19 protein-coding genes, 1 other RNA gene and 2 pseudogenes are annotated in these 23,984 nt (G+C 39.6%); 19 read left to right on the top strand and 3 right to left on the bottom strand.

Annotation, left to right across the window (positions count from 1 at the left end):
* From IGI49_RS05210 to nth, 9 genes and pseudogenes are all read left to right on the top strand, one after another.
* The gene (locus IGI49_RS05210; RefSeq protein WP_429963660.1) at positions 1-1,431 is read left to right on the top strand and encodes a PTS transporter subunit EIIC; all 1,431 of its coding nucleotides are present in this window, start codon (positions 1-3) and stop codon (positions 1,429-1,431) included.
* 149 nt (positions 1,432-1,580) lie between these two features.
* A pseudogene (locus IGI49_RS05205) lies at positions 1,581-2,619 on the top strand (glycoside hydrolase family 32 protein).
* A gap of 12 nt (positions 2,620-2,631) precedes the next feature.
* Positions 2,632-2,973, top strand: a pseudogene (locus IGI49_RS05200) (GH32 C-terminal domain-containing protein); the annotation flags it as partial.
* 121 nt (positions 2,974-3,094) lie between these two features.
* Positions 3,095-4,024 carry a cysteine synthase A gene (cysK, locus tag IGI49_RS05195; RefSeq protein ID WP_429963659.1) on the top strand — a complete coding sequence of 310 codons (930 nt, stop codon included), beginning with the start codon at positions 3,095-3,097 and terminating at the stop codon, positions 4,022-4,024.
* A gap of 95 nt (positions 4,025-4,119) precedes the next feature.
* Positions 4,120-4,551: a Fur family transcriptional regulator gene (locus IGI49_RS05190; RefSeq protein ID WP_429963658.1), complete on the top strand. Its 432-nt coding sequence runs from the start codon at positions 4,120-4,122 to the stop codon at positions 4,549-4,551.
* Positions 4,552-5,353: 802 nt separating this feature from the next.
* Positions 5,354-6,778, top strand: a complete 1,425-nt coding sequence (locus IGI49_RS05185) for an MSCRAMM family protein (RefSeq protein WP_429963657.1) — start codon at positions 5,354-5,356, stop codon at positions 6,776-6,778.
* Between the two features lie 283 nt (positions 6,779-7,061).
* On the top strand, positions 7,062-8,408 hold the full coding sequence (locus tag IGI49_RS05180; protein WP_429963656.1) for an FAD-dependent oxidoreductase: 1,347 nt from the start codon (positions 7,062-7,064) through the stop codon (positions 8,406-8,408).
* Positions 8,409-8,555: 147 nt separating this feature from the next.
* Positions 8,556-9,269, top strand: coding sequence for a DnaD domain-containing protein (locus tag IGI49_RS05175; RefSeq protein ID WP_429963655.1), 714 nt, complete (start codon positions 8,556-8,558; stop codon positions 9,267-9,269).
* Positions 9,259-9,909 carry an endonuclease III gene (gene nth, locus IGI49_RS05170; RefSeq protein ID WP_429963654.1) on the top strand — a complete coding sequence of 217 codons (651 nt, stop codon included), beginning with the start codon at positions 9,259-9,261 and terminating at the stop codon, positions 9,907-9,909. The genes IGI49_RS05175 and nth overlap by 11 nt, the downstream gene beginning before the upstream one ends.
* Before the next feature lie 77 nt (positions 9,910-9,986).
* Here nth and IGI49_RS05165 read toward each other — a convergent pair whose 3' ends face one another.
* Positions 9,987-12,302 carry a PBP1A family penicillin-binding protein gene (locus IGI49_RS05165; protein ID WP_429963653.1) on the bottom strand — a complete coding sequence of 772 codons (2,316 nt, stop codon included), beginning with the start codon at positions 12,300-12,302 and terminating at the stop codon, positions 9,987-9,989.
* A 6-nt stretch (positions 12,303-12,308) separates the two neighbouring features.
* Positions 12,309-12,932 carry a Holliday junction resolvase RecU gene (gene recU, locus IGI49_RS05160; RefSeq protein ID WP_429963652.1) on the bottom strand — a complete coding sequence of 208 codons (624 nt, stop codon included), beginning with the start codon at positions 12,930-12,932 and terminating at the stop codon, positions 12,309-12,311.
* A gap of 67 nt (positions 12,933-12,999) precedes the next feature.
* On the opposite strand from recU, the gene IGI49_RS05155 reads away from it, so the two are divergent.
* The 6 genes from IGI49_RS05155 (at position 13,000) to IGI49_RS05130 (ending at position 16,781) form a co-directional block, all read left to right on the top strand.
* Positions 13,000-13,557: a DUF1273 domain-containing protein gene (locus tag IGI49_RS05155; protein WP_429963651.1), complete on the top strand. Its 558-nt coding sequence runs from the start codon at positions 13,000-13,002 to the stop codon at positions 13,555-13,557.
* A gap of 71 nt (positions 13,558-13,628) precedes the next feature.
* Positions 13,629-14,036: a cell division regulator GpsB gene (gene gpsB / locus IGI49_RS05150; protein WP_429963650.1), complete on the top strand. Its 408-nt coding sequence runs from the start codon at positions 13,629-13,631 to the stop codon at positions 14,034-14,036.
* Between the two features lie 12 nt (positions 14,037-14,048).
* Positions 14,049-14,414: RNase P RNA component class B (gene rnpB / locus IGI49_RS05145), an RNA gene on the top strand.
* Between the two features lie 122 nt (positions 14,415-14,536).
* Entirely contained in the window at positions 14,537-15,688 is a 1,152-nt protein-coding gene (locus IGI49_RS05140) for a THUMP domain-containing class I SAM-dependent RNA methyltransferase (protein ID WP_429963649.1), read from the top strand.
* The gene (locus tag IGI49_RS05135) at positions 15,685-16,368 is read left to right on the top strand and encodes an HD domain-containing protein (protein WP_429963648.1); all 684 of its coding nucleotides are present in this window, start codon (positions 15,685-15,687) and stop codon (positions 16,366-16,368) included. Before IGI49_RS05140 ends, IGI49_RS05135 begins: the two co-directional genes overlap by 4 nt.
* A gap of 65 nt (positions 16,369-16,433) precedes the next feature.
* Positions 16,434-16,781, top strand: a complete 348-nt coding sequence (locus IGI49_RS05130; RefSeq protein WP_429963647.1) for a hypothetical protein — start codon at positions 16,434-16,436, stop codon at positions 16,779-16,781.
* 13 nt (positions 16,782-16,794) lie between these two features.
* Here IGI49_RS05130 and IGI49_RS05125 read toward each other — a convergent pair whose 3' ends face one another.
* Positions 16,795-17,109 (bottom strand): hypothetical protein, encoded by a 315-nt coding sequence (locus tag IGI49_RS05125; protein ID WP_429963646.1) that lies wholly within the window; start codon positions 17,107-17,109, stop codon positions 16,795-16,797.
* Between the two features lie 204 nt (positions 17,110-17,313).
* Between IGI49_RS05125 and IGI49_RS05120 the strand changes: the two genes are divergently transcribed.
* The 4 genes from IGI49_RS05120 to alaS all read left to right on the top strand — a co-directional run bounded on the left by IGI49_RS05120 (position 17,314) and on the right by alaS (position 23,983).
* A complete protein-coding gene (locus IGI49_RS05120) occupies positions 17,314-18,492 on the top strand; it encodes a VanZ family protein (RefSeq protein WP_429963645.1) in 1,179 nt (392 codons plus the stop codon).
* The gene (locus tag IGI49_RS05115; protein WP_429963644.1) at positions 18,479-19,828 is read left to right on the top strand and encodes a DEAD/DEAH box helicase; all 1,350 of its coding nucleotides are present in this window, start codon (positions 18,479-18,481) and stop codon (positions 19,826-19,828) included. Before IGI49_RS05120 ends, IGI49_RS05115 begins: the two co-directional genes overlap by 14 nt.
* A 205-nt stretch (positions 19,829-20,033) precedes the next feature.
* Entirely contained in the window at positions 20,034-21,086 is a 1,053-nt protein-coding gene (locus IGI49_RS05110; RefSeq protein ID WP_429963643.1) for a DUF7278 family profilin-like fold-containing protein, read from the top strand.
* 263 nt (positions 21,087-21,349) lie between these two features.
* Positions 21,350-23,983, top strand: a complete 2,634-nt coding sequence (gene alaS, locus IGI49_RS05105) for an alanine--tRNA ligase (protein ID WP_429963642.1) — start codon at positions 21,350-21,352, stop codon at positions 23,981-23,983.
* Position 23,984 lies beyond the last annotated feature (1 nt).

Below are 23,984 nucleotides of genomic sequence, written 5' to 3'. Positions count from 1 at the left end.
ATGGCGATGGATTACAAAAAAATTGGGGATGAGATTGTTGAAATTGTTGGGAAAGACAATATTCTATCAATGACTCATTGTGCTACTCGTTTAAGATTGGAAGTGAAGGATCGGGCGGCGATTGATGATAAGAAGACCCAAAATGTTGATCAGGTGAAAGGTGTTTTCTTTAATGCTGGTCAGTATCAAATCATTTTAGGAACCGGGACAGTCAATAAAGTTTATGACGCATTAATTCAAGATGATGATGAACTGAGACAAAGGGAAACTAGCCTGGAATCAATTAAGCGTGAAGGGAATCCTGTCAAACGAGGAATTCGAACTTTAGCTGACATTTTTATTCCAATTATTCCGGGTATTGTAGCAACTGGGTTATTTTTAGGTCTTAAAGGTGTAATATTAAACGAAAACGTACTAGGGTTTTTCGGAACATCGACTGCTCAAATTCCTGAATATATTTTAACTTTAATGAATGTTCTGACGGATACAGTCTTTGTTTTCCTGCCAGCTTTAATTTGCTGGTCAGCCTTCAAAAAATTTGGTGGTACTCCAATCATTGGTTTTGTAATTGGGTTAATGTTGGTGTCGCCGATGCTGCCAAATGCCTACTCGGTGGCTGATATTAATAGTGGCATCGAACCATTGATTGCTTTTGGCTTTATTCCGATTGTTGGTTATCAAGGAAGTGTGTTGACAGCTTTAGTAGTAGGTATTTTAGGTGCTAATTTAGAAAAGCGTTTACGCAAGGTAATGCCCGCTTCACTGGACCTGATGTTCACTCCTTTTGTTGTTATCATGGGTATGCTGTTAATGGGATTATTGGTGCTAGGTCCATTGTTGCATTATGTTGAAGCTGGCTTAGTCGTTTTAGTAAAAGCATTGATTCATATTCCTTTCGGATTAGGCGGACTGGTTATTGGCTTTTTGTATCCATTAGCAGTTATGACCGGAATGCACCACTTGTTTATAATGATTGAGACTAGTTTATTAGCCCAAACTGGATTCAATCCCTTGATTACATTATGTGCCATGTATGGCTTTGCTAACGCAGCTGTTTGTTTTGCAATAAGTACTAAAGCAAAAAACAAGAAAATAAAAGTTATTGGTACTAGTGCTGGTATTACCCAGTTGCTAGGAGTTAGTGAACCGGCTTTGTTCGGGATAACGATTCGTTATGGAACTAAACCGTTAATCGTTATGTTAGGTTGTTCTGCATTAGGAGGCGCACTCTTATCTGTGTTAGGTGTACAAGCTAATTCTTATGGTTTAGCAGTTATTCTTTCACCTTTAATGTATATTTATGAGCCATCTCAGTTTGTTACCTATATAGTTGTGGGTCTGCTGATATTTATTCTGGCTTTCGTAATTACGTATCTTTTTGCAGTCCCCGAAGAGGTAATGATACCAGAAGAAGCTTTAGCGGAAGAGTGAAAACATGGAATGGACTAGGAAAGAACGATATCGACCATATAACTCTGTAGATCGAGTGGAGTTAGAGAACTTAAGTCACAAAGCTGCTGCTAGTGTCTGGCGGCAAGCCTTCCATATATAACCTAAATACGGCCTTTTAAACGATCCTAATGGGTTTGGCTGGTTTGAAGGGAAATATTCATCTGTTTTATCAGTGGTTCCCTCTAGGAGCTATCCATGGCTTAAAACACTGGTATCACGTGACGAGTATGGATTTAGTGAATTGGAAAGATGAAGGAGTAGCTTTGACACCGAAATATGATCACGAGTCTCACGGTATTTTTTCAGGCAGCAGTTTAGCAAGTAAAGATAAACTTTATTTGTTTTACACTGCAAACAAACGGGATTCTGATTGGGTGCGCCACTCTTCTCAAGCCTTGGCGTGGATAAATAAGGACGGATCAATCGAAAAAACTGGAAAAACCGCTGATTCCTAAACCGCCAGAAGGTTACACAGATAACTTCAGAGATCCTATAGTGTTGAAGCATGAGAGAATATACTATATGTTTGTTGGTGGTCAAACTGACGAACAAACTGGTTGTATATTGACCTACCAAAGTAACGATCTCTCTAATTGGCTCTTTAAAGGACCTTTGGAAATAAACGTTGAAAGACTTGGATTTATGTGTGAATGCCCAGATGTGTTCTCGATAGATGGGAAAGATCTACTAATGCTGTCTCCCCAAGGATTATCATCAAAGGGGCATCAATTCCAAAATGTTTATCATTCCGGATTTTTCATTGGTGAACATCAGATAGCAGAAAATATATTTAGAACTGCAGGTGAGTTTAAAGAGTTAGATTGCGGCTTTGATTTTTATGCGCCACAAACTACTTTAGGGCCTGATAATCGACGAATTTTAATTGGTTGGATGGGTTTGCCCGACACGATTTATCCAGCTGATGTGGATGGTTGGGCTAATTGCTTGACCATTCCTAGAGAGCTTTCGATTAAGCAAAATCGTCGGATTCAAAAGCCAGTTGCTGAACTTATGAAGCTTCGTCAAGAGGCTTATCAAATAGAAGTTGAATTAGTCAGTGAGCAACTGGAGATAGCGAATGCAAATGGAAGGCCTGTTGAAATCCATCTGATTTTGACTAACGTCGGGTGTGAGCAGGCGGGAATTAAGTTTAATGTGAGTGAATAAGAAGAGACAGTTTTCTTGCTTAATTTCGCAGAAGGACACTTAGTTTTAGATCGAACCTTAGCAGGGCAGCCGATTGCGGAAGATTATGGAACGATTAGAAGAAAACCTTATATGGAAACAACGGTTGAGCTGACTTTATTTATTGATACTTCTTCAGTAGAAGTATTCGTGAATCAAGGCGAGACCGTATTCACCAGTCGTTTATTTCCTAATCAGGATAGTCAAGGCTTAAAGTTGTTTGCTGAAGATGGAGGCTGTAAGTTTGTTGCAACGGTTTGGTCGCTAGGTTCTGAATTTTCCAAAGAGTCGTCACTAAATTTTTTTAGTAAAAAATGGTGGGTCTTCAAACCTTAATTGTGGATCAACCTTTTTTTACGTTATCAGTTAGCATTTTTGTAAGAAGTGATAACGTATTTCTAGCATATATTTGTTTTTTCGTTTACTATACTTACATAAGGTAAGGGAGGATGCAACGATGACAAAAGTTTTTGATTCCATTTTATCGACAATTGGTCAGACACCTATTGTAAAATTAAAGCGCTTAGCTTCCACTGATATGGCGCAAGTATATGTAAAGGTAGAGTCTTTTAATCCCGGAGGCAGTGTGAAGGATCGTATTGCTTTGAGTATGATTGAACGGGCTGAAAAAGAAGGAAAATTGACGGAAGATGCAACAATTATTGAACCCACCTCTGGGAATACTGGAATCGGTTTAGCAATGGTTGGTGCGGCTAAAGGCTATAAAGTGATTCTAGTAATGCCGGAAACCATGAGTATTGAAAGAAGAAAATTAATGCAGGCTTATGGTGCGGAGCTGATTTTAACACCTGGTCCTAATGGTATGAAAGGCGCAATTGCTAAAGCTGATGAGCTGGCAAAAGAGAATGGTTGGTTCGTCCCTTCACAATTTGAGAATCCGGCCAATCCTGCAATCCATGAAAAAACGACAGCCCAAGAAATTGTCGATACCTTCGGCAATAGTGGATTGGATGTTTTCGTGGCAGGAGTCGGAACGGGCGGAACAATTACTGGTGTCGGCCGAGAACTGAAACGCGTCTATCAACAAATCAAAATCGTTGCAGTTGAGCCGGAAGAATCACCCGTATTAGAAGGCGGCCAGCCAGGACCTCACAAGATTCAAGGAATTGGTGCGGGTTTCATCCCGGCCAACCTGGATACCTCAGCATACGATGAGGTTGAAGCAGTCAAGGGGACCGAAGCGATGGAAATGGCTCGCGAGCTAGCTAAGCAAGAAGGCATCTTGGTTGGTATTTCTTCAGGTGCTGCTTTGAAAGCAGGATTGGATTTAGCGAAAACAATGACGAATGACAAAAAGGTGTTAGTTCTGCTTCCTGATAGTGGAGAACGTTACCTGTCAACGGAATTGTTTAAATATGATGACTAATTTTTGGGTATTTGTGAAGTTTTAACATTTTCTCTAGCTTTTATAATTGAAGAGTAGTATTATTTAAGAAAGATTATAAGGGGGAGGGATATATTATGGCAGAACAAACTGTAGCACATGCGATTGAAGGACTTAAAGAATCGAATGTACGAATCACACCACAACGTTATGCGATCTTAGAATTTCTAATTGAGCATCGCAGTCATCCCACGGCAGACGAAATTTTTAGAGCTTTGGAAAGTCGTTTCCCAAATATGAGTGTGGCAACAATCTATAATAATTTGCGAAAATTTGTTGAAATCGGTATCGTGCAAGAAATGAGCTATGGAGATGCGGCAAGTCGGTTTGATTTTGGTGTACAAAAACATTATCATGCGATTTGTACAGACTGTGGCAAGATCGAAGACTTTTTCTATCCAGGTTTAGAAGACGTTGAGATGGCTTCCAGTGAATTGACTGGATATCAAATTAGCGAACACCGGTTAGAAGTTTACGGAGTTTGCCCTAATTGTCAAAAGAAAGGATAAGTCGTTTCGACGATTTATCTTTTTTTCTTTATGAAAGGTTTCATTATAGACTGAAAAGAGAACAGCAATTATTTCGTCGTTTTAATTCACAGTCTGTGTCTTTTGCTACCTAGAGCTAGTGGGTAAGACAACTAAAGAAGAAGTGGGGACATTGTTCTTGAGACGATGTCTTTTTTTGTTTCCCTGAATACATAGAGTATTGTTGTAAAATATTTTTCCAGTGAGATCGATTATAGTACAAATAGATATTTTGAAAAAGAGACTACAATATATGAAATAACGTACTTTTTGTTTATGAAGTGCAAGATAATCTCGTGAGAAGAAATCCAAATCAATTATCCTTTAACGACAAAATATCTTTATCTTTAAAATTTGTTATATTATTCAATTGATTTTGATTCGATTAAAAAAATGAATTATCTTGCATATATCTTATAGCTTTCTTTTTTTAAGTTATTTTCTGTTTTCATGCGAAAAAAATAGAAAAAAAGAGCAAAGCTATGATATCATAGAAGTGTAAACTAATTTAATTAAATTAGTCAATCTGAGTCGTGATGTTTTTTTATAAATTGGATATTTGCAATTTCTTTTACAGGGAAAAGTATAAGGTAAATAGGGTTGTAGTCGATTAGGAATAAAAAATAACTATATGGGGTGAATCGTTTTACAAGAATAGAAAAATCAGTTGCAACGACCAAAAGCTAAAGCTTTGCAGCCATTAGAAGTGATTCCTGAGTTTTTTTGCTGACCTGTTTTTGAAAACTTCCGAACTGTCGATATGCAGTGGAGAGGGGAATATACTATGAAAAATGCTAAGGTAGCATATTGGTGGACGCTCATTTTACTGGTTCCATTTTGTTTTTCAATACTGGCCTTTTTTTTAGGAGAGACAGTGTCAGCTCAAGAGGATGTCACACATAAAACCATTATCTCAGAATTTGAAATGCAATCTGATGATGCAAAGCGAATCAATAAAGACAATCCTATCAAGATAAAAAACATTATTCTAGCGAATGACAAAAAAAGTGCCCTTCAAGAAAACGAGGCGGGAAACAGCTTTTCCGGTGATAATCTAAAACCAAAGCCAGCTTCAGTTGAAGTAGGATTGAAGGTACGAAATCAATTAATAGGACGCCCATTGACTGCGAAGGAATTTGAATTTGAATTGTATGATGAAGCTGGGAATTTGCTAGAAACGCAAGCTAATGATGAAACAGGTGAGATCACCTTTTTGAAAAGAGAATTTCGGGATACAGGAATTTACTATTACACCATTGTCGAAAAAGCAGGATCAGAATCAGAAATAATTTATGATGCAAAAAAGGTGACGGCTATCATCGAAATAGTTGAAGAAGATGGACAACTGTTAAGCAGTGTAACTTATAAAGACAATGATCAAAAGGACAATATTTCAGAAAAATTTATCAATAGTTATCATGATAATTCATCCCCAACAGGGAGCCTCTTACTTAAGAAGATCGATAGTAATTCTGAGGAACCTTTGGCAAACTCAGTTTTTCATTTGTATAATTCAACTAATCAGCGGGTCAAGGAAAACGAAGTCATTCAAACCGGATCAGATGGGACCATTGAAGTAAAGAATCTGCCCTGCGGTGAATATCTTATCTATGAAATTAATGCTCCAAAGGGATATCAGATTGGTAAAGACCCAGAAAAGATAATCATCAACGAAGAAAACGCCCATCAGAAGAAACTGGTTTTTAATCGAGGTCCTAAGGTTAAGGAAGGCATTATCTTAACCAAAAGCGATAGTGTCACCAATAAGAAACTTAGAGGTGCAGAATTTATCCTCTGGGATGCTTACGGAAAAGAGATAATCACGGAAGATGATCTGGTAACCGATGAGAATGGAATCCTGCATATCGGTCGTTTGCCGTCAGGTACTTATTCATTAGTCGAAACGAAGGCACCCAGTAACTATCTTTTAGACGAAACGCCATTGATATTCAATGTTACTGAAGAGAATAACCTGATCGAGTTGACGAAAAAGAACAAAAAGATTCCGGAGCTGATTCAAACAGTTCAAAACAATTATTCCAGCAAAGCAGCCTCAAAGAGTATTCCAATTGCTGCATCCGGAATAGGGAAGACTTCCCCTGCATCGGGAACAAAATCAGATTGCATTTTGTGTTTTATTGGTTTTTGTTTAGTTGTTGGTATATGGGTATGGACTAAGAAAAAAATTGATGATTATTTGACCTCATAAACCTATTCTGTTTTTAGACTAGTTTCTAATAGAAGAAACTAGTCTTTTTGTGAATGAATAAGGTAAAAACTTAGCGAATTTCCATATTTAGGACAAAGAATCTTAATGCTTAATCTACGGCGTTTTTTAGTTGAACATTTAATAAAACGCTTGAATAGTTTCGATAAAATGATAGAAAATGCAAATCTGTGAGCAAAATAGATAGGGAATTCGCTCTATTCTGCTATACTTATTGTGCAAATAATTGCAAACTAATAATGGTTACAAAGAAAGAGGGATATAGATGAAAGTCGTAGTTGTCGGATGTACCCATGCTGGTACTGCAGCAGTAAAAAATATTTTAGCAACTCATCCAGAAGCTGAGGTTACTGTTTTTGAACGTAATGATAATATTTCGTTTTTGTCATGCGGAATTGCTTTATACGTCGGTGGCGTTGTGAAAGACCCTGCAGGATTGTTCTATTCAAATCCTGAAGAATTAGCTTCTTTAGGTGCGAGTGTGAACATGGAGCATGATGTAACAAACGTTGATACTGAAGGCAAAAAAGTTACAGCAAAAGATTTAAAAACCGGCGAAGAAAAAATCGTCGATTATGATAAATTGGTAATGACTACTGGCTCTTGGCCAATTATTCCGCCAATTCCAGGTATTGAATCAAAAAATGTTTTATTATGCAAAAACTACAACCAAGCCAACAAAATTATTGAAGAAGCAAAAAGCGCACAAAAAGTTGTCGTAGTTGGCGGGGGCTATATTGGAATTGAATTAGTAGAAGCTTTTGCAGAATCTGGCAAGGATGTTACCTTAATTGATGGTCTGCCTCGTATCTTGAACAAATATTTGGATCAGCAATTCACAGACCTGTTAGAAAAAGAACTTGAAGACCACGGCGTAAAACTAGCTTTGGGCGAAAACGTTAGTGAGTTTGTAGCAGATGAAAACGGTGCAGTGAAGCAAGTTGTTACACCAAGTGCCCAATTCGATGCTGACATGGTTATCTTGTGTGTTGGTTTTAGACCAAATACTGATTTGTTGAAGGGCAAAGTAGATATGCTTCCAAGTGGAGCAATCCAAGTCAATGACTATATGCAAACTAGCAATCCAGATATTTTTGCTGCTGGTGACTCGACTGTGGTTCATTATAACCCGACTCATAAAGACAGCTATATACCTTTAGCAACCAATGCTGTTCGCCAAGGTATGCTAGTTGGTCAAAATCTAACAGAACAAAAAATGAAATACCGCGGTACTCAAGGAACTTCTGGCTTATACTTATTTGGCTGGAACATCGGTTCAACTGGTTTAACGAGTGAAGGCGCGAAAATGCAAGGAATTGATGTAAATGTTACTTTGATCGAAGATAACTATCGCCCAGAATTCATGCCGACGACTGAAAAGATTCTAATGGAATTAGTCTCAGAAAAAGGGACTAACCGTATCGTTGGTGCTCAATTTATTTCTAAGTACGACATTACTCAATCTGCTAACACTATGTCAGTTGTGATCCAAAATGAAATGACTGTTGAAGATTTAGCATTACAAGATTTCTTCTTCCAACCTCATTTTGACCGTCCTTGGAATTACTTAAATATTTTAGCCCAAGCAGCTTTAGAAAAAATTAATCAATAAGACGACTAAACAACTGAGGTCTGGACCTAGGATTTTTCCTAGGTCCTTTTACTATTGAAGCCAAAAAAGGAGCTTTTTTTCTAATGAAAAGCTATCTTGGATATCTGAATTATTTAGTGTACACTAGGAAAGAACGGAGGCAGTAAAATGATTTCACTTGAAGAATATTTAGCGAGCGGGCAAACAACCGTGTCGAATCTTTTTTTGACGAATTACGCGCGCTTAGGGCTTTCAACTTTTGAATGTATGCTTTGGCTGCAGCTTTCAGCAGCTAACCAAAAGGGAAACGATTTTCCTGATTTGGGAAGAGTAGCCGATGCCATGGGGATTGGCACTGAGAAAGCCTATGACCTGTTAGGTGATTTAATAAATAAAGGTTTTGTTGCTCTGGAAACAACTCAGGATGAGAATGGCCGAAAAAAAGATTGTTACAACCTTCTGCCTGCTTATGATCGATTAGCCATCTTAAGAGAACAGGAACGTTTCCAAGAAGAACAGGAAACCGAAGAGCAGGCAATTAAGAAGATGTATCAATCCTTCGAGCAGGAATTCGGCCGACCGCTTTCTGCGATCGAATATCAACGAATTGGTCAGTGGCTGGACGAAGATCATTATGCACCAGATTTAATTGCTCTAGCCCTACGAGAAGCAGTTTTGAATCAAGCTTACAATTTAACCTATATCGATCGAGTACTGCTGAGTTGGGAACGAAAAAACATCCGTACCAAGCAGCAGGTAGAGGAGGAACAAAAACGTCGCAAACAGATTCTGTTGCAAAAAGAAGAAGTAAAGAGCTCCGAAGAGTTGCCGAAAGTATCGTTGTACAATTGGCTGAAGGAGAATGATTCAGATGCTAAGTAAAGAAAGAACAATGGAAGCTATTTCGCGAATGTACGAAATGTTTCCTGAAGCTCACGGTGAATTGGTTTCAAATAATCCTTTCCAGCTTTTGATTGCAGTGATTTTGAGTGCGCAGGCAACTGATGTATCGGTGAACAAAGCAACTCCAGCGCTTTTTGCTGCTTATCCAACCCCTGAAGCATTAAGTCAGGCACCGATTGAAGGGATTATTGAAAAGATCAAAACTATCGGTTTGTATCGTAACAAGGCAAAAAATATCAAAGCCTGCTCGGAAATGCTGCTGATGGAATATAATGGTGAGGTTCCTAAAACCCGAGAAGAGCTCATTAAATTACCGGGTGTGGGCCGTAAAACAGCCAATGTTGTGTTGGGAGATGCATTTGGTATTCCGGCAATCGCCGTAGATACTCACGTGGAACGAGTTAGCAAACGTCTGAGAATCTGTAAATTGAAGGCTAGTGTAACAGAAGTAGAAGATGTGCTGATGCGTAAAGTACCTAAAGAGTTGTGGGTAAAAACCCACCATACTATGATCTTCTTTGGCCGCTATCATTGTTTGGCTCGAGCCCCTAAATGCAATATTTGCCCTCTGTTGGATATGTGTCAAGAAGGCAAGGAACGGATGCGGATTGCTAAGTAGAAACTGAATTTCCTAAAAAGATCAAAACTAAAAAGACCTCAGAAACTTGTAAAAAGTTTCTGAGGTCTTTGCTTTGTCTATTGTGAAGCAGGAGGTGTTTGATTACCTCCTTGATTGTTATCTCCACCGGTGCCACCATCACCGCCAGTGCCTGGATCAGGCGGCTGAGGAGTGCTGCTGTCCGGAGTCTGACTTGGTTCTGTTACCGGATTAGATGGTGTCGTTTCTGATGGAGTCACTGGTTCCTGTGAGGAAGAAGGTGTTGTTTCTTCTCCAGAAAAAGAGCTGGACGGTGTCGTCGTGCTCGGAACCGTATAATTTGGCGTATTATTATAATTATTGTAGTAAGAAGAACTTGGTGCTTGATATTGAGTAGAGTTTGACCCCTTAACATAAAGTTCATTGCCGACTCTTACTAGATCGTCTGGGAAGTCCCAGTCCACATTGGGAACACTTGATGACACATATTGCATTAATTCTCGATAAACATCCGATGCAATCATGTCAGACTGCGAGGTAATTGGCTGCTGTCGATCATTATAACCAGTCCAAACAGATATAGCATAGTTAGTGGTATATCCGCTAAACATAACGTCAGGTGAAATACTGCCATAATGTGGTATCTTGGCTAATTCATCATCGGTATAGTTAGACGTGCCGGTTTTACCTGCTTGAATTAAGGACGGAATTCGGGCATTTGTTCCAGTCCCTTGAGTGATTACATCCTTTAAGATATCAGTTACCATATAGGCCGTATAAGGCTCCATTGCCTTTTCGCCATCGCTCTTGAATTCTTCTTCTGTGCCATCCTGATAAACAATCTTGTTTACATATTGTGGTTCAAAATAAGTTCCGCCATTGGCAAAAGCAGCATAGGCGGCTGCCATTTTCTCAGTTGAGATTCCATATTTTGTTCCATCCTGGGTTTCAGTATTGCTAGAAATCGCATTTGACATCAAAACATCCTTGTACTCAATGCCTAATTTCTTCATAAATTCAGCAGATCGATCCGTTCCGACTTCATCGAGAAGCTTCACAGCAGGTACGTTTCTTGATTCATATAACGCTCTGCGGAGAGTAATGTTGCCGTAGTAACTGTTGTCCCAGTTCGTTACTGGTGTCTTGGTACCTGGATAATTGTACGGTGCATCTTGAATATAGGTTCCTGTTGATTTTTGCAAATATTCAAAGGCTGGACCGTAATCGGTAATTGGTTTCACTGTTGAACCAAAATCGCGAGCCGTAGTAACAGCTAAATTAAGTCCTAAAGTCACGTCATCAGCAATTTTACGTCCCCCGATTTGGGCAGTAACTTTACCGGTATTAACATCAACCAGTGTTGCGGCTACCTGGAATTGATCATCAGGGAATTGAATATACTGATCGGTATTGACGATGTCGTATAATTCTTTTTGGGTATTCAAATCCAAATTAGTATAAATCTGCATACCATCAGTATAAACATCTCGACCAGTTTTACGCTGCACTTCATTAATTACTTCCTTCACGTAGTTATCAGTAACCTTCAATTCTTCATTGTTAGGCTCTAATGTCTGCAAACCAGCTTGGACATCTGAAGCAACTGCTTCGTCGTATTCTTTTTGAGTGATCTTTTTGTTATCCAACATGGTATAAAGTACTGTATCACGGCGTTCTTTGGCAGCATCAGCGTGCTGATAAGGGTCGTAGGCATTTGGTGCTTGGGGCATACCTGCCAGTAAAGCAATTTCAGCAATTGTTAGTTCATTTAGCGACTTGCCATAGTAAGTTTTCGCAGCTGTCTCCATGCCATAGATACCATTAGACATATACACTTTATTAATATAGTAGGTCAAAATTTCTTGTTTCGATTTTTCTCGCTCCAGTTTCAACGCCAGCCAAGCTTCCTGAGCTTTTCGGCGCAGCGTTTGGTCTGAAGACTTGGTAGAGAAAAAGGAAAGCTTAATCAGCTGCTGGGTCAAGGTACTCCCCCCTTGAACACTATCGCTGCTGACGTTATGCAATGCTGAGCCGATAATTCGAATGGGATCGATTCCGCTATGATCAAAAAAGCGGCGATCTTCTACTGAAACAATCGCGTCGTCTAGTTCCTGTGGAATTTCATCGGCTGAAGCAGTTTCTCTTTTTTCTGCGCCTAGATCCAAAAACATTGTTCCGTCGTTCGCATAAAAATTAGACGAAGCTGATGCCTCCAAATTCTTTTCATCGAGACTAGGGGCATCCTTAACATAAAAGAAGAACAGCCCAACTCCGGCTAGCATAACTAAGCATAACAGCCCTACAATTACAGTTAAGATTTTTATGGGCAGATTACTCTTTTTGCCGGTACGTTTGGTGCTGCTTTTTTTTGCTGCCTTTTTCGGTCGTTTCTCTGAACGAGAGGTCTTTGCCATAGTGAGTTACTCCTTTTTACAAATAAATTCATCAACAGCATCTAAATAAGGAATCCGCGGTGCTATTTTTGGATAAATTTCGATTCCTTCTGTTTCGACTTGAGTTAAAGTCATAGATTTCTTTCCGGATGCTTGTTGCTCCCAGAGAGTAATTAATACTTCACTGGACAGAAAGAAACAACGTTGGATGCTGGAAAACCATAATAGGATAAAACAAATACCGCCTTGCTTTGAACAACTCCGCATGTGGTTAATCTGGTGTTCGTGAAAATTCTTAAAAGGGAAAGAAGTTTTGTTCTTAGTTTCTTTGGCTTCAAAGTCCAAATAATATCCCTTATACACACCATTATAGTCAGTTGTGGAGGGTTGTCTAAAATAAGCTTCCTTAATGACCGCTGCACTTCTTCGTGGATAGTCCACTTTAACGATTTGAAGCGGCGTTGGTTTTTTATGAATAACTGCGATATCATGGGTAAGGTAATAATCATTACTATGATTGATGGCTTCCTCAAAATGCATCCCACGATTAGCGAAGTTGGTTCGTTTCGCTGTTTTCGAAGTTTCATTTGCTGTACTATTTGGCGTACTATTGGATGAAAATAATTGACCGTTAGGGTAACGGAAGGCCATGCTTATCACGCTCCTGTTTGACATTATAACAAAAAATTCACTTTTTATCTGAAAGAGAGAAAAAAATATGGCAGAAATTATCAAAAGATTATACATTAGCGGCTATCAGAGCTTTGAAATGGGGATTTTTAATCAAAAAGATCCCCGAGTTGTCGTGATCAAAAAAGCCTTAAAGCGTGAGCTTAAGAATTATTTAGAAAATGGATTGGAGTGGGTCATGACTGGTGGTAACCTAGGCTGTGAGATATGGGCCGGTCAAGTCACGATTGAATTAAAGCAAGAGTATCCTGAGGTGAAGCTGGCGATGGTTCTTCCGTTCCAAGAATTTGGCAGCAAATGGAACGAAGCCAACCAGCTTTTACTGACAGAACTGCAAGGAAAGGCAGATTTCGTGGATTCGGTGAGCCATCATCCTTATCAAAATCCAATTCAGTTTCGAAATTACACTCAATTTATGCTGCAGCATACCGATGGCAGCTTGCTCGTTTATGATGCGGAATTTCCTGGGAAAACCAAATTTTTGCTTTCATCGATTGAAAAGTTTCAGGAACAAAACGACTATTCGCTGCAAACAATTTCGATGGACGATTTAGAAAATTCGTATGATTTCGAGGATAGTGTTTGATTTCCGCAGTCTTATCCGCTATGATAGTTAGGGAAAGCTATAATTAGTAAAGACGTTAATGAGGTGGAAAAATGGCGAACGTAATTTATACTCCTAATGATATCTTGGAACAAGAATTCAAAACAAAGATGCGTGGATACGATCCAATTGAAGTGGATGAATTTTTGGACAATGTCATTAAAGACTACGAAGCATACAATAAGGATTTATTAGCATTAAGAGAAGAAAACGACCGTTTGAAGGCAAAAGTGGATCAATTATCTAAAGCCCAACCGTCTGCAACTCGTGTGAAAGAAGCAGCACCTAAGAGTTCAGCTGTGACGAACTTTGACATTTTGAAACGTTTGTCAAATCTTGAACGTGAAGTATTCGGAAAAAAGCTTTATCAACAAGCTTCAGCGACTCAAACTGCGGTAGACGATATCAAACAAAATTACACGCAGGCAGAAGACGACAACGAAAAAACACGTCAATTTTAATTGATTTTTGCAATTTTCGGGTAATCGCGGCTGTTTTACAGCTGAGGAAAGTCCATGCTCGCACAAGACTGAGATTGTCTGTAGTGTTCGTGCTTAGCGAAACCATAAGCTAAGGTACTCTTATGGAGTAACGGCAGAAAAAAGGGCTAAGGAGTAATCTATGCCTGAGTATTCTTGAAAGTGCCACAGTGACGAAGCATTTTAGGAAACTAAGATGGTGGAACGCGGTAAACCCCTCGAGCGAGCAACCCAAACAACGGTAGGGGCACTTCTTCTAAGGAAATGAACGATGAAGGAGCCGACTTGATCGGAGATAGATGGTTACCACGTGAATCAGCTTCCCTGAGCTGATTCACGTACAGAACATGGCTTACAGAAAATTGCAGGATTTCAGGGTACCTTCCAACTATGTTGAGAAGGTTTTTTTTCTGACAAGGATAAGATGTGTCATTAGACTTTCAACTAAGAGCTCAGCTCTTACATAAGACAAGGAGCAAAATATGAAAAAATATCAATTAATCGCGACAGCGGCTGCCGGTATTGAAGCACTGGTAGGAAAAGAGTTACGAGATTTAGGGATTGATTGCCAGGTTGAAAATGGTCGAGCTCGCTTCGAAGGCGATTTGGAAACTATTGCGACGGCTAACCTTTGGTTGCGTACGGCTGATCGAGTAAAAATCATTGTCGGTGAATTCGATGCCTTCACCTTTGATGAACTATTCGAAAAGGTAAAGGCGTTACCTTGGGAAGATTTTTTGCCAATGGATGCCAAATTCCCCGTAGCGGGACGTTCCATCAAATCAACGCTCTACAGTGTGCCGGATTGCCAAGCTATCACTAAAAAGGCGATTGTTGAACGGTTACGTGAAGTTTACCATCGTCCAGCCCGAGTACCATTGCCCGAAACCGGAGCTTTTTTTCAGTTAGAAGTGGCTTTGCTGAAGGATCATGTTGTATTAACGATTGATACCACAGGTCCTAGCTTATTTAAACGTGGCTATCGTTTGGAAAAAGGCGGCGCTCCATTAAAGGAAAACATGGCGGCGGCATTGATTATGCTGACCAATTGGCGCAAAGATCGTCCATTTTATGACCCAGTTTGCGGTTCAGGCACCCTGTGTATTGAAGCTGCTCTAATTGGCCATAATATCGCCCCTGGTTTTAATCGGGAATTCGTTTGTGAAACATGGGATTGGTTTGGCAAAGAAGTGTTTGAAAAAGTTAGAACGGCAGCGGATGAAGCTGCGGATTATGATAGTGTATTGGATATCACCGGATCAGATATCAATGGACATATGATTGATATTGCTAAGCGAAATGCCGAAGAAATCGGCTTAGGGGATTCGATCACGTTTAAGCAACGGGCGGTTAAGGATTTCCAAACGGATAAAGAATATGGGGTTATCGTAGCAAATCCGCCTTATGGAGAACGTCTAGGCGATGAAGAAAAGGTTCAAGAGCTCTATCATGAAATGGGCCAAGTATTTATCCCTTTAAAAACGTGGAGCAAATATATTTTGACCAGTGATTTGACCTTTGAGAATCACTATGGTGCTAAAGCAACCAAGAAGCGTAAATTATACAATGGCGCGATTCGCACAGATCTCTTCCAATATTGGGGCCAACGTCCACCGAGAAGAGATGCCGAATGAGCGAACAGTTGAGTGCAATCCGCAATTACAGCTATGAAAAGCTGAACAGGGACACGAGCGGCCATGATTTCTTTCATAGTGAACGAGTGGCTAAGATTGCTCTAGCCTTGCAGGAAAAAGAAAACGCAGGAGATGCAGCTGTCATTTGGGCAGCTAGCTACCTGCATGACGTGATTGATGACAAGGTTGTGACTGATCCCCAACAAGAACGCCAAAATATTAGCGACTTTCTAGCTTCGCTGGAGTGGTCCTCTGATCAAATCGCACATGTCCTATCTATTATTGATAATTTGTCTTATTCTCGCGAATTGGAAATGGGAAAGGCGGAGTTGACTTTAGAGGGACAACTTGTTCAAGATGCGGATCGAATTGATGCTCTAGGAGCAATTGGGATTATGCGAACAGCTTACTATGGTGGACATACAGAAAGTCCGCTTTATTTACCCGATGTAGCACCAAAGAATTTCAAGACTAAAGCCGAGTACCGTAAAAAAAGTACAGTCATCAATCATTTTTACGAAAAACTTCTTTTGTTAGAAAAAACTATGAATACAGCCGCTGGAAAAGCAGAGGCCAGATTGCGCACAGAATTCATGCAAACTTTCCTGACGGAGTTTTATGCGGAATGGGACGGAAAGTTATTGACTTCTAATGAAAATGATAAAATGAAGAAACAATAAACTAAATGATGTCTTTATGAACGGGTTTTTCGTATAATGAGGGTATAAAGAAAGGGGATCGACGGATGTTAAATCGACAGATGATACAGCCAGAGAAAATGTTAGCCCTTCTTTCGGACCCAAACGAAGGCCTGTTTGCGATTCGTGGAAAAATGGATATGAAGACCTATCAGGTTTTATTATATAAATACGAGGAAGACTTTTTTCTTTTAAAAAATCCGTACCTGCTTCATCTTTTGATGGACAATCCTCAAAAATATTTGTGGAGTGATCAGGATTTATTAAATAGTATTGAAGAGACACTGGAGAAAAACCAGTATTATCCGGTTTCGAAAGAATGGATTGATTTGGATTTAAAGATACTTAAACAAATCGAAAATGTTGAAATTGAATGGTTTCAAATGGAAGAATAACAGGACGAACCTGTTATTCTTTTTTTCTGAACTGTTGAAACAAAAGAATGAAATTAAGAATAGTCAAAATAATTCCTACGACTAAAGGAATGAATAGTAAATTTTGACTATAGCCAAACGATTGTTTAAATTCTTTTAGGGAATTGACTAAAAGGACTGTCTGACTATAACGATACACTTGGTAACTGAAAGTGGTCAAAAAAACTGAAATCAATGCCAAAACAAAACGTCGGTAATCAGCGTATCTTGTCTTTTTGATGAACCAGAAAACCAGATAAAGAAGGATAAGTCCAATCGGCACACCAAAAGCAAAGGCTGCATTTAACATAACAAGTCTCCTTATTTAATTAATTAAGGTGAAGATACCGCCAAGAAATTATCTGACAGTGATTTTTCAGTCAGTCACAAAAACCAAAGGGTATCTTTATCTACAATTACTAGTTTTCACAATTTAAGGGAATTAGTCAAGTAAATACTTAGTCGTTGTGAAAAAGAAAAAAATTCAGTAAAGTAAGTAGAGGAGGTTTTGTTGATGTCTAGTTATGTTTTTCCTATCAAAACGGCACTGGCTTTTTTTCCGCTGCTGGCCTTGTTAATCACTGCGCCGTTCTTAATTTATTATTACCGCAAATATGGCATCTTAGGAAAAAAACGCAGCCTGATTCTTTATTCCTTTGTCTTCTATCTATTATGTGCCTACTTCTTAGTAATACTACCCTTACCAAGCATTCAAGAAGTTGCTGCTATGACAGGACCTAAATACAATTTGCATTTATTTCAGTCTTGGCAGAATTTTACCAGTCAGACGGTATTACGAATCAACGAGCCTAGTACATATTTGCCAGCTATGCGACAAGGTGTATTTTTAGAGCCTGTTTTCAATATTTTGTTATTATTTCCGTTTGGAGTTTATTGTCGCTATTACTTCCGTTTTTCATGGAAAAAGACCATCGCAGCTAGTTTCTTTTTATCACTTTTTTTTGAGTTGACCCAGTTGAGTGGTTTGTATTTTATTTATCCTAGACCCTATCGATTATTTGATGTGAATGATTTGCTGCACAACACAATAGGAGGAACCTTCGGCTATATTTGTGCACCGCTGTTCACTTTCTTCCTGCCAACGCGCAGTGAATTGGATGAAGAATCGTTGGAAAAAGGTCATAAGGTAACACTTTTACGGCGTGCTGTAGCAGCTGTGATAGACTGGTTCGTAATTGATTTGACTACTGGCCTAGTACAAATAGTACTTGCCTTATTTCCAGCCACCAGTTTTTTAGCAGATACTGTTCGGCTGAGATATCACTTAGGTTGGTTTACCTTGCAGGTAGTTGTTTATTTCATGATTTTGATGTATTTCTGGCAAGGCCAAACGGTAGGGAAGAAAGTCGTACGAATTAAAGTAGAAGAAATAGGCCGTCCGCGAGTTCGTTTTATCTCACTGGTAAAACGATACAGTTTCTTTTATCTGCTGATGTTTATTATCAACCAGATTTTCCAATTTAGTGTGACCCACTTAAATACCACGAACCATGTACTGTTTATCGCGTATTCTATTTTAGCTTTGATAAGTTTTGGAATTTTACTTTTATTTGTCTTCAACTTATTGTATGCTCTCATAAGAAGAAGTCCTCGTCTCTTCCATGAGAAGGCGAGCCGCACGTACACGAGAAGTACGCTAGAAAAGAAAGAGGTAGAACATGGCAACATTTAAAAATTTTCAATTCCAGCCTTTTATTATGGAAGCAATCCAGGATAAAGGCTTTATGGAACCAACACCCGTACAAGAAAAATTGATTCCCTTAATAAAAAAAGGGAAAAATATTGTAGGGCAATCTCAAACAGGCTCAGGAAAAACGCATACCTTCCTACTACCGTTAATGGATAAATTGGACGGCAATCAAGACGACGTGCAGATAGTGATTACCGCACCGAGTCGTGAATTAGCTACTCAAATTTATCAGGCAGCTATTCAAATTGCCAAATTTTCACCGACTGAAATCCGGGTAACCAACTTTGTTGGCGGAACAGACAAGCAGCGTCAATTGGATAAATTAAAAGGGCACCAACCGCATGTTGTGATTGGTACACCAGGCCGTATCCTAGATATGATGAATGAACAAGCTTTAAAGATTCATACAGCGAAATATTTTGTTGTCGATGAAGCAGACATGACTTTGGATATGGGCTTCTTGAACGAAGTAGATCAAATTGCTGGTCGCTTGCCAAAACAAGTCCAAATGCTGGTCTTTTCAGCGACAATTCCAGAAAAATTACGACCGTTTTTATTGAAATACATGGAAAATCCTGTCATTGAAGAGATCAAAGCTCAGGCAGTTATTTCCGATACAATTGACAATTGGTTGATTTCAACCAAAGGTAAGGACCGCAATCAGTTAATCTACAAGTTGTTAACAGTGGGTCATCCCTATTTAGTAATTGTTTTTGCTAATACCAAGCAGCATGTTGATGAAATCACTGAATACCTTAAATCGCAAGGCTTGAAAGTGGCAAAAATCCATGGTGATATCACACCGCGGGAACGTAAAAGAGTGATGCGACAGGTTCAAAATTTAGATTACCAATATGTCGTGGCGACTGACCTTGCTGCTCGCGGGATTGATATCGAAGGTGTTTCCCATGTAATCAATGCTGAGGTCCCTCATGAGTTGGACTTTTTCATTCATCGAGTTGGTCGGACTGGCCGAAATGGTTTGTCAGGGACTGCGATTACTTTGTATAATCCTAGCGATGAAGATGCGATCAACCAGATTGAAAAGCTGGGCATTACTTTCCAGCCTAAAGAAATCAAAAACAACGAAATTGTTGATACCTATGATCGTAATCGGCGACAAAAACGGGAGAAAAACAAAGATGAGTTAGACCCAACCCTAATTGGTTTGGTGAAAAAGAAGAAGAAAAAGATTAAGCCAGGTTACAAACGCAAAATTGATCGGGCTATATCTGAATCGAACAAACAAAAACGCTGGCAGACACGTCGTCAGACGGAACGCTCGGTTCGGAAAAGCAAAAAGAATTCCAATAAATAAACGAAATAGGCAGTGGGCAAAGTGTCCCGCTGCTCTTTTTATTGCTGCGATCAGAACTGTTTACAAAATTCAAAAAAATAAACAGATGGGCAAAAATTATAAAATTCTACCGTCTATTTCCAAATAATTCCTCTATTTTCCTCACACATTCTTGAGATAATGGTATAATTTGAAGGATAGATAAACGAAGGAGGCAACCTAACCTATGAATCTCGTTGATCAACTGGACTGGTCCTATTGGAAACGATTGAGTGATAAAGAAAAGCGTACCTTATTTGGTCAGGTATTAATGTACTTTGTTAATCCTTTATTACGAATCACGGATATAGAATTAAAAGAATATGAATTATATGGAATAAAATGCCAAACTTTTGAGCTGATGATTGATGATGAGGAATTTGTTTTTATTCCAGGAAACAAAGATGCAATTTTAGGCTGGAATTTGGGCACTAAAGGCTTATCCTTGTTAGAAACTGCACCCAATTCACCACATGTACGAATTCCTGAAGAGCTGCAAAACAGCTATGATTTACTTGATGTTCACTCACTGGCTGATTATATTAACGATCGCACAACCAGCTTACGAAAGGTCAAGATTCCGCCGATGTTTGTTCAGCGTTTTGCTTTGCCGGCTGGCACTAATTTTTTAGGTGTTTATGACGCTGTTACCGGAAGTTTTACCGGTCAGGCTGATCAGTTTTTAGTCTTTGAAGGAGAAATTCGGGAAGTTCTTTGTCCGAATTTAACACCTTCTGAAAGTATTCGGTGGAGTTTTCCTAAGAGTGTATTGAGAGAAAACAGCTGGTATATTGAAATGGTACCAAATAGTGATCTTTATCACGTATACACTCATGAAACGGATACTTATACAACTTTACGCAAAAAGGTTCGTAAACGAAACTTCGATTTATTGACGGAAGACCAATGGGAGTATGCTAATGGGGCCGGGAGTCGACGTTTGTTCCGCTGGGGGAACGATTTGAATACCTCTGATCCCTACCGTGGTAAAAAAATCCGTCAGATGATGACAGGGTTAAACATGTTTGGGCTATCCTTTGATACAGCAATGGAACGTTATGAAATTACCGAAGATCCAGGAGTATTGAAGCTAACTACAAGTTCACTAAGCACAGGTTTGCCAATTGTTGATAAGCTGCCGCTTTCGACCTATTACGCACCAGAAAGAACACTTCTGCACGAAGAATTCTTGAAACCGAGTGAATACCTGTATCGCAAAGCCATTATTGTGAAGATCTAGTTTGACATTTGGCCTGCTTTTTCTTATACTTACTGACAGGACAAGGTTTGTTAACGAACATCCACAGGAAGTGCGGCATAACTGAGAGCTGCACGATGAACCTAACAGATTGCTCCCTGACTACTTTTGGTTGAAAACCAACGTTACTCGGCGTTAACGAGCTGAAGAGGTAATGATCTATCATTGCAACCAAGGTGGTACCGCGAGTTTTCGTCCTTGGATGCAGTGGTAGTTTTTTTATTTTTTAGAAAAGAGGAGAAATGATGAAACAATTAACGAGTGCACAGGTTCGTCAAATGTACCTGGACTTTTTCAAATCTAAAGGACACATGATTGAGCCCAGTGCTTCTTTAGTACCAGTCAATGACCCATCTCTTTTATGGATAAACTCGGGTGTTGCTACAATGAAGAAATATTTTGATGGCTCCGTAACTCCAGAAAATCCACGGATTGCCAATGCTCAAAAATCAATTCGAACCAATGATATCGAAAACGTAGGAAAAACTGCTCGTCACCATACGATGTTTGAAATGCTAGGAAACTTCTCAATTGGCGACTACTTCAAAAAGGAAGCTATTGAATGGGCTTGGGAATTTTTGACTTCACCAGAATGGATCGACTTTGATGCGGAAAAATTATATGTAACGGTTTATCCTGAGGATGCTGAGGCAAAACGCATTTGGCTGGAAGAAATCGGCTTACCAGAAGACCATGTTGTAGAAGTAGCCGACAACTTTTGGGATTTAGGCGTTGGGCCAAGTGGACCAGACTCAGAAATCTTTTACGATCGCGGAGAATCCTTCAATGATCTTGCAGAGGATGATCCAGAAAACTATCCTGGCGGCGAAAACGAACGCTACTTGGAAATCTGGAACCTAGTGTTCTCTGAGTTTAATCACAAACCAGACAATACTTACGAACCACTGCCTCATCAAAACATTGATACCGGCATGGGCTTGGAACGGATGGTTTCTATTATTCAAGATGCTCCAACCAACTTCGAAACTGACTTGTTCTTGCCAATAATTGGTAAGGTAGAAGAGCTAAGCGGAAAAAAATACGGATTGGACAAGCAATTGGATGTTTCCTTTAAAGTAATTGCTGACCATATTCGTTCATTAGCCTTTGCGATTGGTGATGGTGCATTGCCATCTAATGAAGGACGCGGTTATGTATTGCGCCGTCTCTTACGTCGTGCGGTGATGCATGGTAAAAAATTAGGTATCAATGAAGCATTCTTGTACAAATTAGTACCAATTGTTGGCGAAGTCATGGTCAGCTACTATCCTGAAGTGCTGCAGCAAAAAGACTTCATTCAAAAAGTGGTTCGCAATGAAGAAGAACGATTCCATGAAACAATCAACGAAGGGTTAACTATGCTGAATGATGTATTGGCTGAACTAAAAGCTAATAATGAAACGATTTTAGACGGCAAAGTAATCTTTAAGCTGTATGATACTTTTGGCTTCCCAGTGGAATTAACCGAAGAAGTGGCTGAAGATGAAGGCTTGAAAGTCGATCATGAAGGTTTTGATGTTGAAATGCAAGCACAGAAAGAAAGAGCTCGGGCAGCACGCTCAACTGAAACTTCTATGGGCGTTCAAACTGCCTTATTAGGTGATATTAAAGTTCAAAGTGAATTCATCGGCTATGATCACTTAGAAGTAGAAAGTCAATTGTTGACCATTTTACAAGAGGATGCGGTTGTAGATGCAATTAGTGGTGGAACAGCTCAATTAATTTTCGCGCAAACGCCATTCTATGCGGAAATGGGTGGACAGGTGGCTGATCACGGAATCGTGGCAGATAAAGACGGTAATGTAGTGGCCAAGGTTATCAATGTGCAAAAAGCACCAAATGGGCAGCCGTTACACAAGGTTGAACTTCTACAAGCTATCAAGGAAGGCAAGACATACTTCCTACAGGTTAATGCGGCAATGCGTAACAAGATTTTGAAGAATCATACAGCAACTCACTTACTGCACAAAGCCTTGAAAGAAGTTTTAGGAGAACATGCGAACCAAGCAGGTTCATTAGTCGCACCAAAACACTTACGATTTGACTTCAGTCACTTCGGACAAGTAACTGCAGCAGAGCTGAAAGAAATGGAAAAAATCGTGAACCGTCGAATTTGGGAAGCAATTCCAGTAGTAACGATTGAAACAGATATCGATACAGCAAAAAACATGGGCGCAATGGCGCTCTTTGGCGAAAAATACGGACATGATGTTCGCGTAGTAAACATCGGTGACTGGTCAATCGAATTATGTGGGGGAACGCATGTCAGCAACACTGAAGACATTGGCCTGTTCAAAATCGTTTCCGAATCAGGAATCGGTGCTGGCGTTCGACGGATCGAAGCTTTAACTGGTCAAGAAGCCTATGAAGCCTTCCGTGAAGAAGAAGACCTGTTGGTGCAAGTTGCTCAAACAGTGAAATCACCACAAATGAAGGACGTTGTCAGCAAAACGGAACAACTGCAGCAGCAATTACGTGAATTACAAAAAGAAAACGAACAATTAAGCACCAAATTAGCTAACCAACAAGCTGGAGATGTCTTCAAAGATGTGAAGGAAATCAATGGAACTACTATGATTACTGCTCAGGTCAACGTCAAAGACATGAACCAATTACGTCAGTTGGCTGACCAATGGAAGCAAAAGAACTACTCAGATATTCTAGTTTTAGGAACTGGTCAAGGAGAAAAAGCCAACTTATTGGTAGCAATGAATCCAGCAGCGGTCGAAAAAGGTCTAAAAGCTGGCGATCTGATTAAAGCAATCGCGTCTAAAGTTGGCGGCGGCGGTGGCGGTCGCCCAGACATGGCCCAAGCCGGGGGTAAAAATCCAGCCGGGTTACCAGATGCTTTGAAAGCTGCGCAAGAGTGGTTAAAGTAAA

Origin of the sequence: Enterococcus sp. AZ071 (assembly GCF_050499065.1) — a bacterium.
Classification (GTDB): Bacteria; Bacillota; Bacilli; order Lactobacillales; family Enterococcaceae; genus Enterococcus_A; species Enterococcus_A ferrettii.
This window is presented reverse-complemented; position numbering and strand designations above follow the sequence as displayed.

Coding starts and splice junctions, on each gene's coding strand:
- IGI49_RS05210 (WP_429963660.1), top strand. CDS start 1: ATGGCGATGGATTACAAAAAAATTGGGGATGAGATTGTTGAAATTGTT.
- cysK (WP_429963659.1), top strand. CDS start 3,095: ATGACAAAAGTTTTTGATTCCATTTTATCGACAATTGGTCAGACACCT.
- IGI49_RS05190 (WP_429963658.1), top strand. CDS start 4,120: ATGGCAGAACAAACTGTAGCACATGCGATTGAAGGACTTAAAGAATCG.
- IGI49_RS05185 (WP_429963657.1), top strand. CDS start 5,354: ATGAAAAATGCTAAGGTAGCATATTGGTGGACGCTCATTTTACTGGTT.
- IGI49_RS05180 (WP_429963656.1), top strand. CDS start 7,062: ATGAAAGTCGTAGTTGTCGGATGTACCCATGCTGGTACTGCAGCAGTA.
- IGI49_RS05175 (WP_429963655.1), top strand. CDS start 8,556: ATGATTTCACTTGAAGAATATTTAGCGAGCGGGCAAACAACCGTGTCG.
- nth (WP_429963654.1), top strand. CDS start 9,259: ATGCTAAGTAAAGAAAGAACAATGGAAGCTATTTCGCGAATGTACGAA.
- IGI49_RS05165 (WP_429963653.1), bottom strand. CDS start 12,302: ATGGCAAAGACCTCTCGTTCAGAGAAACGACCGAAAAAGGCAGCAAAA.
- recU (WP_429963652.1), bottom strand. CDS start 12,932: ATGGCCTTCCGTTACCCTAACGGTCAATTATTTTCATCCAATAGTACG.
- IGI49_RS05155 (WP_429963651.1), top strand. CDS start 13,000: ATGGCAGAAATTATCAAAAGATTATACATTAGCGGCTATCAGAGCTTT.
- gpsB (WP_429963650.1), top strand. CDS start 13,629: ATGGCGAACGTAATTTATACTCCTAATGATATCTTGGAACAAGAATTC.
- IGI49_RS05140 (WP_429963649.1), top strand. CDS start 14,537: ATGAAAAAATATCAATTAATCGCGACAGCGGCTGCCGGTATTGAAGCA.
- IGI49_RS05135 (WP_429963648.1), top strand. CDS start 15,685: ATGAGCGAACAGTTGAGTGCAATCCGCAATTACAGCTATGAAAAGCTG.
- IGI49_RS05130 (WP_429963647.1), top strand. CDS start 16,434: ATGTTAAATCGACAGATGATACAGCCAGAGAAAATGTTAGCCCTTCTT.
- IGI49_RS05125 (WP_429963646.1), bottom strand. CDS start 17,109: ATGTTAAATGCAGCCTTTGCTTTTGGTGTGCCGATTGGACTTATCCTT.
- IGI49_RS05120 (WP_429963645.1), top strand. CDS start 17,314: ATGTCTAGTTATGTTTTTCCTATCAAAACGGCACTGGCTTTTTTTCCG.
- IGI49_RS05115 (WP_429963644.1), top strand. CDS start 18,479: ATGGCAACATTTAAAAATTTTCAATTCCAGCCTTTTATTATGGAAGCA.
- IGI49_RS05110 (WP_429963643.1), top strand. CDS start 20,034: ATGAATCTCGTTGATCAACTGGACTGGTCCTATTGGAAACGATTGAGT.
- alaS (WP_429963642.1), top strand. CDS start 21,350: ATGAAACAATTAACGAGTGCACAGGTTCGTCAAATGTACCTGGACTTT.